The sequence below is a fragment of the Staphylococcus caseorum genome (genome assembly GCF_049943195.1).
Lineage (GTDB): Bacteria > Bacillota > Bacilli > Staphylococcales > Staphylococcaceae > Staphylococcus > Staphylococcus equorum_A.
The window spans coordinates 2,848,053-2,864,656 of record NZ_JBNFUA010000001.1; the positions used below are offsets into that span (position 1 = coordinate 2,848,053).

Below are 16,604 nucleotides of genomic sequence, written 5' to 3' on the forward strand. Positions count from 1 at the left end.
TTTAGTGCGTTAAACTTAAAATTTTGGTAGTATGTTTTTCTGTTAATGAATTTTTGAAAGAAAGCATACAAAAGTTGTTTGATATTAAAAATAGAGAGAGGGAGTTATGTGACTTTACTAAACTTACCGTTAATGTTGCTTATCGTTATATTTTTAGCGCTTGGCATTTTCAGCCAGTGGTTTGCTACCAGAATTAAATGGCCATCGATTGTCGTCATGGCCATCGTAGGGTTACTTGTAGGACCAATATTTGGTCTGATTAATCCTCAAGAAAGTTTAGGACAAGAAGTGTTCAGTCCATTAGTATCATTAGCTGTAGCAATTATCTTATTCGAAGGAAGTAGTAATTTAGACTTTCGTGAATTAAAAGGTATTTCCAAGGCAGTGATGCGTATCATTACTATAGGAGCTACGATTGCTTGGATCTTAGGTTCTATTGCCTTACATTATGTATTAGGATTCTCATGGGCAATTTCACTCGTCTTAGGCGGTTTATTTTTAATAACGGGACCTACCGTAATTCAACCGTTATTAAAACAAGCTAAAGTTCGAAAAAGTGTAGATTCAATATTAAGATGGGAAAGTATCATACTTGATCCTATTGGCCCTATGTTAGCGCTCGGTGCTTTTTATGTGTTTCAAATATTTGAACAGGGCTTTGAATTGCAAATTATATTGAGTTTCGTCTTACGTTTCTTAGTAGCTGTGGTCATCGGTTTTGGTGCATCATACTTATTTATGTGGCTGATTAAACGTGATTTAATCCCTCAAAATCTCATGCCACCGATTCAATTAGTCTTTATTTTATTAATATTTGCTATTTGTGATGAAATTTTACCAGAATCTGGATTACTTGCAGTTACAATTTTCGGTTTAATGATGGCACGCATGAAACGTCACGATTTAATATTCAAAGAATCTGATCATTTTATTGAGAACACGTCATCAATCATGATTTCAACGGTATTTATTTTAATTACATCTTCTTTAACATTAGAAGTATTAAAAAGTGTCATGTCGTGGAAATTATTTATTTTCTGCGCAATCATGATTATTTTAATTAGACCGATTTCAATTATACTGGCTACGATAAATACAGAAATTTCAAAACGTGAACGCGCGATGGTGTCTTTGATGGCTCCACGTGGTATTGTCGTTCTTACTGTTGCTCAGTTTTTTGGGGGCTTATTTGTAGAGAAAGGCACACCGATGGCTGAATTCATAACGCCAGTTACTTTTGGTTTAGTGTTTATTACCGTAGTGATTTATGGTTTTAGTTTCTTACCATTGAGTAAAGTGATGAAGCTTTCAAGTACAGAACCACCTGGTGTAATCATTGTAGGGGAAAGTGAATTTGCTTTTCATCTCGGTGCAAAATTGAGAGAACATAATATTCCAGTTATGGCATTTAATTTATTTAAAAATACGTCTCAACGGTCACATGATTTAGATTTTGAAATTTTTGAAGGCAATTTACTGTCTAGTAATGATCGCATTTATGCAGATATGACGCGTTACAACAAATGTTTACTTATGACGCAATCATTTGTATTTAACAGTCTAGCATTTAATGAATTAGTCCCAGAATTTGGTTTGAAAAATGTAGATATGATGCCCGTGTCATTTAGTGATGAACATGCACGAAGTAATGTGGATGGGCCAATCAAAAATCATATTCTTTTTGATTGGAATTTTACATCACGTTGGTTTAACCGTTTTATTAAAGATCACAATATTATAGAAATACCAGTATCTTGTAAAGATGAGTTAACTGAAAATGATATGATACTTTATCATATCAGCGATGGTAAAGTCGTAACATTCAAACGTGGTAATAATAATCCTGTAGAATCAGAAAAAGGGATGATTGGTTATTTGAAAGACGCTTATTTACATCAAAATATATAGAAAAAATCCATTTGCGCAATGTTTTATTGTTAGCAAATGGATTTTTTTATGCGTTTATTGAGTTGTTTTAATTTACGAAACGGTCATGCATTAACTCTTTTAAGATATCAATTTTTTCTTGGATAGTTTGACCTGAATTCGTATCACGTATTTTTTTACGCTGTAATTCTTTATCTACGACGCGGCGAATCGAAAGTTCGTCGGCACCGTTAAGCAGAACATGCTTTTTCGAATTAAAATGTTTATGAGCCACAAGCTGCATACCGAATGAGTTATAAAGTAAGGTATAGCCTGCGATACCGGTCGTTGATTGATAGGCTTTTGAGAAGCCGCCATCGATTACAATCATTTTACCTTCTGCTTTAATTGGATTTTCACCATCAATTTCTTTTACAGGCGTATGTCCGTTGATAATATGGCCTTGTTCTGGATCTAATCCAAAATCTTTCAGCATTTTTTTACACATATCTACATCTTCACGTAAATAATAATATGGGTTTTTAGCTTCTTTATGTGCTGATTTATCACTAATAAAGTAACGTTCAAAAGTTGTCATTGCTCGTTTACCAAATAATGAAGAATATTTACCAGTCCATAAATACCACACGAGGTCAGTTGCTAAGTCATCTTCAATTTCTTTATTATCGAATGCTTTTCTGACGTGAGTTTCAAAGTAGTCTAATAAGTTTCGACCATAACGTTTTTCACCGTCTATCGTCATAGATTCCATTTCACCATTTTCATCTACAGGAATGCAACCATGGATAAGTAAATTACCGTTATAAGGCAAATAGAGCTTACCTTTTTGCATTAAGAAAGTCATATGACGTTTTAATTTTTCTGATTGTTGAACAGATAATAATAAATTGTTCATCACTTCTTCTTCTTCTTCAAGTAATTTATTAGGGTCTTCTGGATCGATTGTTTGGAAACAAGTATTTTCTAACGTGTAAGTTTTGCCGTACAATGTAGCTTCATTTTTTGCATAATCGATACTTTCTAACACTAAACGTTCTTCCATTTCGAATGCTGGGCGACGTTTAATAATAGGTGCTTCTAATTTAAACTGTAAGATTGCGATAGCTTGGTGTATTTTCGTGATTTGTTCTAATTCTGCTTGGGTTAAATCCTGAGGATTTTTAGGTTGAAACGCTTTATTATTACCATCATAGTACTTTTCAGCAAGTGTTAATAATGGACGCAAATTAATACCATAGGCATCTTCAACGATATCTAAGTTATTGTAACGTGCGCAAATACGCAGTAAATTAGCTAAACAAACCTTAGAGCCCGCATATGCTCCAATCCATAAAACGTCATGATTACCCCATTGAATATCTACTGAAGGATAATCAATCAGTGTTTCCAAAATTTTATCTGGTTCTGGGCCACGATCGTAAATATCACCTACAACATGTAAATGATTAACTACTAAATGTTGGATAGTAAATGATAAACCGATGATTAAATCATCAGATTGTTCAAGCTCTATGATTTGATTGATTAATGTTTCGTAATAGGAATGTTTATTATTGTATTTATTACTTTTATACAGTAATTCTTCAATAATGAAGACATAGTTTTTAGGTAAAGATTTACGTAATTTTGTACGTGTATACTTTGAGGATGCATATGTAATCAATTTAATTAAACGATTAATTGTAGTTACATACCACTCATCTAATTCAGCTTTAGAAGTAAAATTATTTTTTATTAATTTTATTTTTTCTTCTGGGTAGTATACGAGTGAGGAAAATTCATTAATTTCTTTACGTGTTAAAGTATCTTGGAAAATGTCATTAATCTTTGACAGTACATTCCCAGACCCATTACGTAACACATGTTGGAAAGCATGGAATTCACCATGTAAATCACTGACGAAGTGTTCTGTACCTTTTGGAAGTTCTAAAATAGATTCCAAATTAATGATTTCTGTAGCCAATTCTTCTTTTGAGTTGAATTGTTCTGAAAGTAAGTCTAAATATCTGTCCTTTACGCTCTTATCCGTTGTTTTACACATGATTTATGTCACTCCAGTTGTATAATTTTTGTAATGTTTTGTATTACAGCTATGTAAAACGCTTTCATTATATAGTCTTTATTGTAGCATTATTTTGAATTGTTATGTCCATTTCCTATTATATTATTAACTGTCCATAAATTCTAAAAAATGGCTTAGTCATGTATAAACGATAGCAAATAAATATAACGGAAAAAGGCGATTATCACAAAAAATAATGTAAAATAACATGTTACTCAAATACAGTTAAAATGATATTAATATAAAAGTTGTGGGAAACATACATTATTTTGAATTGTAAAGTGTGATTATAAGCATGAAAAGAGAATAATTACACCTTTAATTTTAACCGTTAAAAACGCTTGTATAACAGCATTTATAGTGTCATAAAGACCTTTTAATAAAAAAAGAGCAAAAAAAACTTCTCATAAGTGGTTTAAAATTCCGTTAATTTTTGTATAATGAATGCATGTGACAAAATCATATAATAAAAGGGAGTTTGTTCAATGTTTACATTGGGAGCATCATTACAGAGTCAAGTAGACCCGAACTGGCAAACGTATATTATGCTGATTGTTTATTTCATTGTTTTATTAGGCATAGGTTACTATGGCTTTAAACAATCGACAGGCAATGTCAGTGAATATATGTTGGGCGGCAGAAACATTGGTCCATATGTAACAGCACTATCTGCAGGTGCATCTGACATGAGTGGTTGGATGATCATGGGACTACCTGGGGAAGTTTATACTACTGGGCTATCAGCAGCGTGGTTAGCGATTGGTCTAACTATAGGGGCATACATAAACTATATTGTTGTAGCACCGCGTCTCCGTGTATATACAGAGAAAGCTGGGGATGCCATAACGCTACCAGATTTCTTTAAAAATAGATTAGATGATAAATCTAACTCTATTAAAATAATTGCCGGGGCAATTATTGTCGTATTCTTTACGCTTTATACTCATTCTGGAATGGTTTCAGGTGGGGTATTATTTGAAAGTGCATTTGGTATGAACTATCACTTAGGTATGATAATCGTAGCAGCTATTGTTATTGCATATACATTCTTTGGTGGATATTTAGCCGTATCATTAACAGACTTTTTCCAAGGGGTCGTTATGATTATCGCTATGGTAATGGTACCGATTGTTGCTATGATGCAATTAAGTGGACTTGATACAATATCACAAGCAGCAGCATTAAAACCTACGAACTTGGACCTATTTAAAGGTACAACAGCGATAGGTATTATTTCATTCTTTGCTTGGGGCTTAGGTTATTTTGGTCAGCCGCATATTATTGTACGTTTTATGTCTATCAAATCAATCAAACAAATACCAACAGCAAGACGTTTTGGTATTGGTTGGATGGCAATCAGTTTATTAGGTGCAGTAGGCGTCGGTCTTACAGGTATCACATTTATCAATCAAAGTGGTACTGATATACAAGATCCTGAAACACTATTCATTTTAATGGGGCAAATTTTATTCCATCCGCTTGTTGGTGGATTCTTACTTGCTGCTATTTTAGCCGCAATTATGAGTACAATTTCTTCACAATTGTTAGTGACATCTAGTTCATTAACAGAAGACTTTTATAAATTATTCCGTGGTGAGAAAGCAGCCAAAGAACATCAAAAAGAATTTGTTATGGTGGGACGTTTATCAGTAATCGTTGTAGCACTTATATCACTTTGGATTGCTTGGACACCAAACGACACGATTTTAGGTCTTGTAGGTAATGCATGGGCAGGTTTTGGTGCAGCATTTGGACCACTTGTACTATTGTCATTATATTGGAAAGGCTTAAGTCGTACTGGTGCAGTGAGTGGTATGTTATCAGGGGCAATTGTAGTAGTTATATGGATTGCGTTTGTTAAACCACTTGGTGAAATCAATGATTTCTTTAATTTATATGAAATCATACCAGGCTTCTTAACAAGTTTAATTGTAACGGTTGTAGTAAGTAAATTTACTAAAAAACCTGAGATTGATGTTGAAGCTGATTTAGCAGATGTACGTCAAACTGTTAACGATGCTAAAAAGCAAAAATAGTACATAATTTAAATAAGGGGTTTAAATTATGACTACAAAATTAAACAAATAAACTAAATAGTGATTGTGGAATCACCATTTAGTTTAAAGCGGGAGAAATTATAGATTATAAAAGACTAACTTCAAAGGGGGAGTTAGTCTTTTTTATTGATTAAATTGACTTCAAAATATGATGTATTTCGATTTATTACTGAATGATACTTTTTTGAATGATTGATATAAAGCATGCAATGTTTGCGATATTGAGTTTGCGGTAATTAATAAAGATAATGATTTCCTAGGAGGATTAAAAGATGGTTACTGTAAATGCTATAATGAAGATTGACCCGTCAAAGCGTGATCAGTATTTAGCACTAGTAGAACCACTTGTATTAGCAGCTAACAAAGAAGATGGCGCATTGTATTATGCACACTTTGAACGCACTGATGAGCCTAATACATTTGCTTTTATTGAACAATATGAAAATGAAGAAGCTTTAGAAGTGCACAATGGTACAGAACACTTTCAACACTTTTTCAAAGAAGTTACGCAATATTTGATTACTAAACCAGATATTCAAGTTTCTCAAACTAAATAAAAGACTATTTCAAAATAAGAGTCTAAACTTACGTAATCTTGTGGGTTTAGATTTTTTATTCCTTTTTACTAGGATTAATTAAGACACTAAGCTGTTGTAGCGTAATACAATGGTGTATAATTTCATATTGGAAGCAATTATAATAAAAATACCCCTATTTTTTAAAAGTGCGTAATACGTTTTAGTAAGGAGAGAAGAGATAATGTTGTATCAACACGGAACACTAGGTACGTTGATGGCAGGTTTGTTAGAAGGTACTGCTACGATTAACGAGATTTTAGAACATGGTGATTTAGGTATAGGAACACTAACTGGCTCTGATGGTGAAGTTATTATATTAGATGGTACCGCATATCATGCTAATGAATATGGTGAGTTCAAACAATTAGAAGGTCACGAAATGACACCATTCTCTACAGTTACCCCTTTCAAAGTAGATAAGCAATTTGATGTTCGATATATCACCGACTCTGAAGCTGTGTTGAATGAAATCCAACGTCAAGCAGCGAGTAATAATATATTTATAGCTGTCAAAATCACTGGTAAATTTGAAATGATTCATGTCAGAATGATGCCGAAGCAAGAGAGACCTTATACAAAATTAATAGAATCAGCTAAAAAACAACCTGAATATACGAAAGAACAAGTACATGGCACGATTGTAGGATTTTATTCTCCACAATTATTTCATGGCGTCGCTGCAGGAGGATTTCATTTACATTTTGTGGATGAAAATAAAACATTTGGTGGCCATGTCTTAGATTTTGAATTTAATAGTGGTTCTGTAGAAATTAGTAATATAGAAACACTTGAACAACACTTTCCTGTGAATAATGATGAATTTTTAGAAACAGATATCGATTATTCAAGCGTTCATGAAGATATTAAAGAAACAGAATAAATCATTGAGTGCTATAAAAAGACTTTTCACATCATACAAACAATGAAATGATTTATAATAAATTGGCTATGAAATTATCCAATCAAATACGGCAAAATATTTTTAGAAAAGTGTTAAAATGGTAGAGTGATGTTTTAAGTTGGACATATGTAACTTTTACGATAATAAAAAATATTGTATTAAATGTTGAATTGTTAGTAAGCTGAGATAAATAGGCTACATGTGTTTACGACCTAATGAGACTGAGATATAAATACACATACTACGTTGTAAATGTAAAATTGAGATTACACAGTAGTTGTCTGATATCTAAATGCACTTGTATCAAGTTTTAAAGAACTAATGCTTCATGTATGAAGGCTAGTAGTTCTTATGCAAGAGCCTCAGCTCTTGTATTCCTTTATCTAGTCAGCCTTGTGGGGGTGGGAATACGAAATCAAATTTCACATTTTTGATTTCTCTTCCTCTCCCATTTTTATATGTGCTTTTTAAATACTACAATTTGTAGGGCGCATACGTATTAAACTAATAAAAAATAAAATATTAAAGGAGATGAACACCAACATTGGTTAAATATTTAAAGTCACTTGTTCGATTTAATACCATGAAAATCGATGTTGCTAAAGGTTTAAGACAAGCTATATTAATGTTTACCCCACTCGTTATTGGTTATTTAATGGGTCATCTTTCTACAGGATTATTAATATCTACTGGTACTTTAGCACATATTTATGTATTTGGTGGGTCATCCAAATCGAAACTACGTATCGTGTTTTTCTCATCGATAGGGTTATCTATAGCAATGATATTAGGTACGCTCACAGTAAGCCAACCACTTATCTTTGGTGTATTACTACTTATTGTTACGGTGATTCCGTATTATATATTTAGTTCATTGAATATACCAGGACCTTCATCGACATTCTTTATTGTTGCTTTCAGTTTACCTTTCAACTTACCTGTAGCTCCAGAAGAAGCTTTATATAGAGGGCTTGCTATGTTTGTTGGAGGATTATTAGCAACATTAATTGTTACTATCCTTATAGTAATATCTAAAGAATCTGCAGAGTCAAAAGCTATTAAAAACGATTATAATATCATTAAACAACTTATTTATAATTTTGATGATCCGAAAGCATTTGCTAAAGCATCACAATTCGCAGTGACTGCTTTTAGAAATTCAGATACTCAGCTAATCACTTCCAGTACTGCCAAATCTAAAGAATCACCTGAATTTCAACGTTTGCTGTTACTTCATAATACGGCGCAAGGGATTCATTCAGAATTATTAGAGCTGAATGAAAAGAACACACGTCCATTACCTAAAGAAATCAAAGAAATGGCAGATTTTGTAATTAAACTTGTATACTCTGAGGGTGATATTAAAAAACAATGGACAAAAGCAGTGGAAATTGATGACCAATATCAAAATCTCGTTGATAATATATTTAAAGTAGATGCAATCATGAATGCAGGTGATGAACGTGTAGAACATGAGATTGATATTCGTGTTCCTATATATGGACATCGTATGTTAACAAATTTAACCCTGGATTCATTTGTGTTTAGAAATACATTACGCTATACAGTTATTATGGCTATTTCAATTTTTATAGCGCTTATGTTTGGTTTTGAAAAAGCATATTGGATTCCTTTAAGTACACATACAGTACTATTAGGTTCAACAACGTTACATAGTTTTGAGCGTGCTGGATCTAGGGGAGTTGGTACAATTATAGGTGTGCTTGTATTATCTCTTATTTTATTATCGACGCCACCGTTACCAATTGCGATTCTCTTGTTAGCTGCAGCAGCAGGTGTGACAGAAGTGTTTGTGGGGGCTAACTATTCATTCGCTGTTATTTTCATAACGATTCAAGTGATCCTGTTGAATGGTATAGCAGCAAACCACTTAACAATTTTAATTGCGTTGCCACGTGTGATTGATGTAATTGTGGGTATTGCAATTGCTGTTATTTGTTTATTGATAATAGGCAGAAAGACAGCGTCATCCATGTTACCAGCAACACTTGCAGACGTTGCAAGAGACGAGGCAGTATTATTCCATTACTTGTTTGCAAGTAGTAAATATTCATCACGAGAACAAGACAAACAAGAAATGCTTCAGTTAAGTGTGAAACTCAATAACATGAAGCAAGTATATAACAGCGCAAACGGTGAACTGTTTAGTAATAAGATGGTCATACAGTATTATTATCCGAGTATTTATGCCCTAGAAGAAATTAGCTTTATGCTTACAAGGGCTTTGAGTAATGAAGAAAGATATCATATAGATGATGAAACAATGGGCGAATACTTACTTATCTTTGAAAATATAGCAAAACATTTTGAAAGAGGTTCGCATATTAAAGTCCAAGAAATACCAGAACTACCTCAGTATATACACATTAAAACATCATTGATGAGTATTCAGAATAACTGTATGAATGCAAGACAAAAAGTGAATTTAGCACAAGTTTAAAAAGCAAGCCAACCTTACGATGAACGGAATCATGGGTTGGCTTGCTTTGTTTTTTATTTATTTTAAGGTGTCAAACAAGTTTTCAAGTGCGAAAGGGAGTCTGAGGTTTGTCTGAGGTAAGACTGTCCTTAGTGATCTTGTTTATTTTCACCTTCTTGTTCTGCTTTCTTTTCTTCCTCTTGTTTTTTCTCTTCAATATCTTTCTTAGCTTCAGTTCTTTTCTGTTCTTGTTGTTTTTCTTGGTCTTCCATTTTTTTATAACGTTCTTTTTGTCTAAACCCATAAGTACTTTCTAATATGAGTTCTTCATTGTTTAAACCAGCACCAATTGCACCGGCAACTGTTGATATAGAAGTAGCAAACCAAGCAAGATTTATATAAGTGATTAACGTTGCGGGGCCGCCCATTTGTAAAGTTTGGCCTAAATAGCCTGAAGGCAAGACTACAAGAGTAGCAATTAAGAATAAAAAGAATAATATTATATAATAAATGATAAGTGAAACAGTTAGCGTTAGTACTGTCGTCAAATTATATAACATTGTAACTCTTTTATTTCTACTCTCTTTTTTCGATTCCCATAAATGGTGCGCTACAATAATCCAAAACATCATGCCAAAAATGGCGACTACCATCATGAGTAACATACGCCAAGATGAATAAACATAACTTAAATTCCACATCGTAGTAAAAACGATACCGAAAGCACCAGTAGTGAATGCTATGGCTACGACATTACTTAAGCTACTTAGCATGTTTAATGGGTTGTTTGCAAATGTCATACCACTAATTAAACGGAAAGAACCTTTTGTATTAGATGAAACAAAATAATGTGTATGTTTGGAATTTGTATCTTCCAAATATGCTGTACGTGATTTTAAAGTTGAAAGTGGAAATTGTGATTTTAATTTTTCTTGACTATCTTTATCGTGGTTACTATTTTTTTGTAAATCCTGTGAATGATCCATATTTACAGTTTCAATAATTCCAACTATAGATTTTTGTATACGTTTTTGAACTGGTCGCCAACCGTAGGAAGGGACGGAAATTAAACTGGCACCATTACTTTTATTGATATCAAAAGCGATTACATTATTATCTTTAATAATAGGGAGGTCAGTAAGTCCTATCGTATATTGCCAATTATTATTATTTTGGTAGTTAGCAATTTTCTCGAATATTTCTTTGGCGGTTTCTGCAGAACCGGTGAGGGGATCAACAACTGTATTGATTTTCCATTCGATATCTTTAGCAAAATAATTTGATAATACCTCTGGTAAGTTATTTTCAAGATTGTGAGCGATTTTTTCTGTTATTCCTGGCGCCGCTACTAATCCAATTTCAATCGTTCTATTTGTCATTGGAATCCTCCTCACTGTGTGACAGTTTTTGGCCATTATTGTAATCTGATGCTTGATTAGTACTATTAGTCCTATTGTCGTCTTGTTCTAATTCTTTATATCTATAATATTGTCTGAATGAATATGTTACACGCTTGATTTTTTCAGCATTTTCAACTGTTGAACCCATGGCACCAGCTAAAATACCCAATGAAGTTATAAACCAAATAAGGTTAATATAGTTGACAAAAGTTGGCTGTTTTTCATTCAAAGAGGTCCAGCTAGAAAATATTTCTGGTGGTACAAATAATAATGTGCTTATTGTGAGCAATATAAATAGCGCAGCAAAATTAAAAATTGTAATAGCGAATAATGTAGTCAATGTCGTGAAATTGTAAATGAAACGATACGATGTTTGTGTCTTTGGATTCGGACGTTCCCATAAATTATATGAATATATTAACCACCCTACCATGCCGCTTATAGATAATAACATGAGTAGAATAAAGCGCCAGTATTCATAGTCTAAGCTCAAATCCCAAGGTGTTGAGAAGATTGCGATATATGTTCCAGTTGCAAAGGATACTGAAATAATCTTTTTGAAATCTAAAATAGCAGACCAAGGTTCATTAGAAAAAGTCATGCCTATGATTAAATGAAGCCAACCTAAAAATGATGTTTTAGAAACAATACGTTTTCTATTATCTTGTTTGTTATCTTCATTCGGTATAACTTCATTGAAGCTTGTTAATTTAAAATACTTTGATTTCAAAAGGTTTTTATCGGAACCTGAAGTGAAAAAATATTTAACAATAAATGTTATGAAATGACGTAACTTGCGTTTTAAATTCACAGCACCTAATGCTGGAACAGATAATAATGCTGTTTTGTCGTCTAGGTTTATATCACAAATTACAGTTTTATTATTAGATAAGCTTGGTAAATCAGTTATACAAATTGTGTAATCCCAATTCTTTTGTTTTTTAATATTTGATGCGATATCTAGTGCTTTATCCATATGTTCAGCAGTTCCAACCATTGAAGCAACATGTGTTTCAAATTCCCAATTCGTTTTATCATCTACATGTTTTTGGATATCATCAGCTAGATAATCGGTAATCTTGTTTATAAGTTTATGTGGCATGTCAGGTGAAGGAATTAAACCTATAGTTATATTTGTCATTATATCCCTCCTTTATAAATAGTGTATGAAATGATTAGATTCATACTTTAATTCCCGTTCGTTAAGGAAATTAATCATTGTTAACAAGTTTGAGTTTTTAATTGAAAGTGTATATTACTTTGTTTGTAACTTTTTAGTAGTGGTAAACAATAATTAAGACGAAGAATAAATTATAACGTAGGAGGTTGAAGTTAATGCCTTGGACAATGAATGATTACCCACAAAGTTGGAAAAACATGGAAAAACTAGAACTTAAAAAAGCAATAGATATTGGAAATGCGATGCTTAAAGATGGTTATAAAGAAGATAGAGCAATACCAATTGCGACGAAACAAGCTGAATCTTGGTATAAAGACGCTTCTAAAAAAGAATTAGATGAATTGAAAAACAAGAAAATAACTAAACATGAAAAAGATGATTCAGCGGATCCTAAATTAAATAATAAAGATGTTCACGTTTATTATGAAGATAATAAGTGGAAGATTAAAACGGAGGGTGCTAAGCAAGCTTCCGATAGTTTTGATAAGAAAGAAGACGCCATGAAACGTGCACGTAATATTGCTGATAACAGATCGACAGAAGTGAGAGAACATAAGAAAGATGAATAGCATTCAAATATTCAGTTTTCTAGTCATCTTTGCCGGGGTGGGACAACGAAATCTCATTTAAAAATGAGGTTTCTGTTCCACTCCTTTTTTAAAATATATTTTAGTTTTGAAAACAAAACAACGATTTTTTAAAAGTGTAGTTTATCACATTTGAAGTATCTTTTTATTTAGTTAATAAATGGGAATTAGCTATAATGTAGTTTAAGTAGATTTTTGGGAGGAACGAAATATGTATATTGAACGTAAACCTTCGTTAAATATAGACAATTTGAAGGAAGAATTTAGAGCGAGTATAGAAAATATCAATAATCAAGAAGATGCATTTGATATGGTAATAGGGTTTGTTGCTTTGGAACAATTATACTCGTCAGCACTTAAGGAAATTAGTACCAAGTTAGATATCTTAGATGACAATTTTCAACAAATGTATAAACACAACCCAATTCATCATATGGAACGTCGCGTTAAAGAAATGAGAAGCTTAATTAAAAAGTTAAATCGTAAAGGATTAGAGATAAGCACAACGTCTGCTAAAGAAAATATACTAGATATCGCAGGTATTAGAGTGATATGTAATTATATTGATGATATTTATGTTATAGAAGAATTATTACTCAAACAAGAAGATGTGAAGCTCTTGAAACGTAAAGACTATATTGGAAATCCTAAAGATAATGGATATCGTAGTTTACATATCGTTGTAGCCATTCCAGTATTTTTAGCTAATTCAGTAGAAACTGTGCCTGTAGAAATTCAAATTAGAACAATTGGTATGGATATGTGGGCAAGCTTAGAGCATAAAATACGTTATAAAAACACTGAAAATACTGAGAACCACAGAAATGTATTAAAGCAATGTGCAAACGAAATAACAGCGGTTGAAAGTAAAATGCAAAATATACATTCTGAAGTCTTCGATAATTAAATAAGGCTACATTAAAGTTGAAGCTCTAATTTGTTGTGGCTAGGGACGGGTGTCGTGAGCTTCACCCATCTTAATGCTTCAAATTTTTTATGAAAGTAAAATAAATATAATAACCGATATGCCAGGTTCAAGTCCTGCCATGTCGGTTTTTTAAGTTGAAAAGAGATAAAAATATCATTTGCAAGCGTTTGCAAATACTGAACTTGTGTATTACTATACTTGTATACAAGTATATCGTATTGATAAAAGAGGTGATGTCATCATGAATTATAAATATCCAGAACAATGGTTAGAAGGTGTCTCGAAAGGTGAAATGATTGCTGCAGAGATTCGTTTAAGAATTGTTGAGGGCACAATAACGCCAGATACGTTATTGACGGAGAATCAAATTGCTAAAGAATTTAATGTTAGTCGATCGCCAGTTAGGGATGCATTTAAATTATTAAAGCAAGATCAATTGATACATTTAGAAAGAATGGGCGCAGAAGTATTGCCTTTTGATGATACAGAGAAAAAAGAACTTTATGATTTAAGAATAATGTTGGAATCATTTGCGTTTAGTAGAATCAAAGCTTTGAATAATGAACAGATTGTTAAAGAATTACGTAAACAATTAGAAATGATGAAAGTGGCAGTTAAATTCGAAGATGCAGAAGCATTTACTGAACATGATATGAAATTTCATGAAGTAACCATACTCGCTTCAAAGCACCAATACTTAAAAACTTTTTGGAATAACTTAAGACCGGTAATGGAAGCACTGATACTATTGTCAATGCGTACACGCATGAGCGAGAATCCAGAAGATTTTGAGCGCATTCATCGTAATCATGAAGTGTTTATAGAAGCGGTTGCGAAGCAAGATGCTGCAAAACTTAGAGAAGCATTCCATCTCAACTTTGATGATGTTGGTGAGGATGTTGACAGTTTCTGGTTAAATTAATGTTTTAACCCGGTAAAGAAGTAGGAGGAAAAATCATGAAATACATGATAGGTGTCGATATAGGCACAACGAGTACGAAGTCAGTACTATACGATGAAAAAGGTCAATTTATAATGAAACACAATATCGGTTATCCATTGCATACACCGAATGTGGAAATTTCTGAAGAAAACCCAGACGAGCTATTTGATGCAGTGTTAATGACAGTTAAGTATGTAATGAGAGAAGCTAATATCGCTAAAGAGGATCTCAAATTAATCTCCTTTAGTGCACAAATGCACAGTTTAATAGCAATGGATGCAAGTAATCAACGCTTAACTGAAAATTTAACTTGGGCAGATAATCGTGCAAGCCAATACGCTGAACTGATTAAAAATGAACATAATGGTAATGAAATATATCAAAGAACCGGCACACCAATCCATCCTATGTCACCATTGGCAAAAATATTCTGGATGAAGCACGAACAACAAGAAATATACAAACAAACTGCTACATTTGCTGATATTAAGACATACATTTTCTACCAATTATTTGAGCAATTTGTTATAGATCAATCCATGGCATCATCTACAGGAATGCTTAACTTAGAAACATTATCTTGGGATAAAGAAGCGCTCGAATTGTTAGGTATTGAAGAAACACAATTGCCAGAGGTTGTACCAACAACGCACATTTTAAAAGGTATGAAACATCGTTATGCAACATTAATGGGCATAGATGAAAATACACCAATTGTGGTTGGTGCGAGTGACGGGGTACTTTCCAATTTAGGTGTGAATGCATTTAAAAAAGGTGAAGTCGCTGTGACGATAGGAACATCAGGAGCGATAAGAACAGTGATAGATAAACCACGTACAGATTACAAAGGACGTATTTTTTGTTATGTGTTAACTGAAGACCATTATGTTATAGGTGGTCCTGTGAACAATGGTGGTGTTGTATTACGTTGGCTTCGCGATGAATTATTAGCTAGTGAAGTAGAGACTGCAAAACGTTTAGGCGTCGATCCATATGATGTGTTAACTAAAATTGCTAATCGAGTTAAACCAGGTGCAGAAGGGTTGATTTTCCATCCATATCTCGCTGGTGAGCGTGCACCATTATGGAATGCAGATGCTAGAGGATCATTCTTTGGTTTAACACTAACACACAAAAAAGAACATATGATTCGTGCTGCGTTAGAAGGTGTACTTTATAATCTTTACACCGTATACCTTGCGCTAATCGAAGTGATGAATGAAACACCATCGACAATTAAAGCAACAGGCGGTTTTGCAAAAAGTGAAGTGTGGCGCCAAATGATGGCAGATATTTTTGATACGAATTTAATTGTACCTGAAAGTTATGAAAGTTCTTGTTTGGGTGCATGTGTATTAGGAATGAAAGCACTTGGGGAAATTGATGATTTTTCTATTATCGAAGAGATGGTCGGTACTACAAACGAACATAAACCAAACCAAGATAATGTGAAAGTGTATCAACAACTCGTTTCCATATTTATCAACTTAAGTCGTTCATTAGAGGATCGCTACGCAGAAATTGCAACATTTCAACGTGAACATATGACAGAGGACAAACCATAGCAAAACGATATAGATATAACCTTTAAAGAGAAAAGTGACAAGTAAACAAGCGACACTCACGTTACGAAAAACTTGT

General features: G+C 33.0%; 12 protein-coding genes. 9 read left to right on the forward strand and 3 right to left on the reverse strand.

Annotated features, from left to right (window positions below):
- Positions 1 to 132: 132 nt before the first annotated feature.
- Complete coding sequence (locus ACP3TL_RS14110; protein WP_176723001.1) at positions 133 to 1,908, forward strand: cation:proton antiporter; 1,776 nt, start codon at positions 133 to 135, stop codon at positions 1,906 to 1,908.
- 67 nt (positions 1,909 to 1,975) lie between these two features.
- On the opposite strand, the gene ACP3TL_RS14115 is transcribed toward ACP3TL_RS14110, so the two are convergent.
- Complete coding sequence (locus ACP3TL_RS14115) at positions 1,976 to 3,928, reverse strand: fructose-bisphosphatase class III (RefSeq protein WP_069817126.1); 1,953 nt, start codon at positions 3,926 to 3,928, stop codon at positions 1,976 to 1,978.
- Positions 3,929 to 4,434: 506 nt separating this feature from the next.
- Here ACP3TL_RS14115 and putP point away from each other — a divergent pair.
- The 4 genes from putP (at position 4,435) to ACP3TL_RS14135 (ending at position 9,946) form a co-directional block, all read left to right on the forward strand.
- Complete coding sequence (putP, locus tag ACP3TL_RS14120) at positions 4,435 to 5,985, forward strand: sodium/proline symporter PutP (RefSeq protein WP_069833220.1); 1,551 nt, start codon at positions 4,435 to 4,437, stop codon at positions 5,983 to 5,985.
- A 293-nt stretch (positions 5,986 to 6,278) separates the two neighbouring features.
- Entirely contained in the window at positions 6,279 to 6,563 is a 285-nt protein-coding gene (locus tag ACP3TL_RS14125; RefSeq protein WP_069817122.1) for a putative quinol monooxygenase, read from the forward strand.
- Between the two features lie 202 nt (positions 6,564 to 6,765).
- Entirely contained in the window at positions 6,766 to 7,464 is a 699-nt protein-coding gene (gene budA, locus ACP3TL_RS14130; protein WP_069833221.1) for an acetolactate decarboxylase, read from the forward strand.
- Between the two features lie 565 nt (positions 7,465 to 8,029).
- The gene (locus tag ACP3TL_RS14135; RefSeq protein ID WP_285325719.1) at positions 8,030 to 9,946 is read left to right on the forward strand and encodes an FUSC family protein; all 1,917 of its coding nucleotides are present in this window, start codon (positions 8,030 to 8,032) and stop codon (positions 9,944 to 9,946) included.
- 128 nt (positions 9,947 to 10,074) lie between these two features.
- Here ACP3TL_RS14135 and ACP3TL_RS14140 read toward each other — a convergent pair whose 3' ends face one another.
- Positions 10,075 to 11,304, reverse strand: a complete 1,230-nt coding sequence (locus ACP3TL_RS14140) for a tripartite tricarboxylate transporter TctB family protein (RefSeq protein WP_069833222.1) — start codon at positions 11,302 to 11,304, stop codon at positions 10,075 to 10,077.
- A complete protein-coding gene (locus ACP3TL_RS14145; protein WP_069833223.1) occupies positions 11,294 to 12,466 on the reverse strand; it encodes a hypothetical protein in 1,173 nt (390 codons plus the stop codon). Before ACP3TL_RS14145 ends, ACP3TL_RS14140 begins: the two co-directional genes overlap by 11 nt.
- Before the next feature lie 194 nt (positions 12,467 to 12,660).
- Between ACP3TL_RS14145 and ACP3TL_RS14150 the strand changes: the two genes are divergently transcribed.
- The 4 genes from ACP3TL_RS14150 (at position 12,661) to gntK (ending at position 16,528) form a co-directional block, all read left to right on the forward strand.
- On the forward strand, positions 12,661 to 13,074 hold the full coding sequence (locus ACP3TL_RS14150; RefSeq protein ID WP_069833224.1) for a DUF2188 domain-containing protein: 414 nt from the start codon (positions 12,661 to 12,663) through the stop codon (positions 13,072 to 13,074).
- Positions 13,075 to 13,303: 229 nt separating this feature from the next.
- On the forward strand, positions 13,304 to 13,999 hold the full coding sequence (locus tag ACP3TL_RS14155) for a GTP pyrophosphokinase (RefSeq protein ID WP_069833225.1): 696 nt from the start codon (positions 13,304 to 13,306) through the stop codon (positions 13,997 to 13,999).
- Positions 14,000 to 14,261: 262 nt separating this feature from the next.
- Positions 14,262 to 14,942 (forward strand): GntR family transcriptional regulator, encoded by a 681-nt coding sequence (locus tag ACP3TL_RS14160; protein ID WP_069817213.1) that lies wholly within the window; start codon positions 14,262 to 14,264, stop codon positions 14,940 to 14,942.
- A 35-nt stretch (positions 14,943 to 14,977) separates the two neighbouring features.
- A complete protein-coding gene (gene gntK / locus ACP3TL_RS14165) occupies positions 14,978 to 16,528 on the forward strand; it encodes a gluconokinase (protein WP_069817113.1) in 1,551 nt (516 codons plus the stop codon).
- Positions 16,529 to 16,604 lie beyond the last annotated feature (76 nt).

What these genes read in the sequence shown, in the direction of transcription:
- ACP3TL_RS14110 (WP_176723001.1), top strand. Translation starts at nt 133, where the DNA reads ATGTTGCTTATCGTTATATTTTTAGCGCTTGGCATTTTCAGCCAGTGG.
- ACP3TL_RS14115 (WP_069817126.1), bottom strand. Translation starts at nt 3,928, where the DNA reads ATGTGTAAAACAACGGATAAGAGCGTAAAGGACAGATATTTAGACTTA.
- putP (WP_069833220.1), top strand. Translation starts at nt 4,435, where the DNA reads ATGTTTACATTGGGAGCATCATTACAGAGTCAAGTAGACCCGAACTGG.
- ACP3TL_RS14125 (WP_069817122.1), top strand. Translation starts at nt 6,279, where the DNA reads ATGGTTACTGTAAATGCTATAATGAAGATTGACCCGTCAAAGCGTGAT.
- budA (WP_069833221.1), top strand. Translation starts at nt 6,766, where the DNA reads ATGTTGTATCAACACGGAACACTAGGTACGTTGATGGCAGGTTTGTTA.
- ACP3TL_RS14140 (WP_069833222.1), bottom strand. Translation starts at nt 11,304, where the DNA reads ATGACAAATAGAACGATTGAAATTGGATTAGTAGCGGCGCCAGGAATA.
- ACP3TL_RS14145 (WP_069833223.1), bottom strand. Translation starts at nt 12,466, where the DNA reads ATGACAAATATAACTATAGGTTTAATTCCTTCACCTGACATGCCACAT.
- ACP3TL_RS14150 (WP_069833224.1), top strand. Translation starts at nt 12,661, where the DNA reads ATGCCTTGGACAATGAATGATTACCCACAAAGTTGGAAAAACATGGAA.
- ACP3TL_RS14155 (WP_069833225.1), top strand. Translation starts at nt 13,304, where the DNA reads ATGTATATTGAACGTAAACCTTCGTTAAATATAGACAATTTGAAGGAA.
- ACP3TL_RS14160 (WP_069817213.1), top strand. Translation starts at nt 14,262, where the DNA reads ATGAATTATAAATATCCAGAACAATGGTTAGAAGGTGTCTCGAAAGGT.
- gntK (WP_069817113.1), top strand. Translation starts at nt 14,978, where the DNA reads ATGAAATACATGATAGGTGTCGATATAGGCACAACGAGTACGAAGTCA.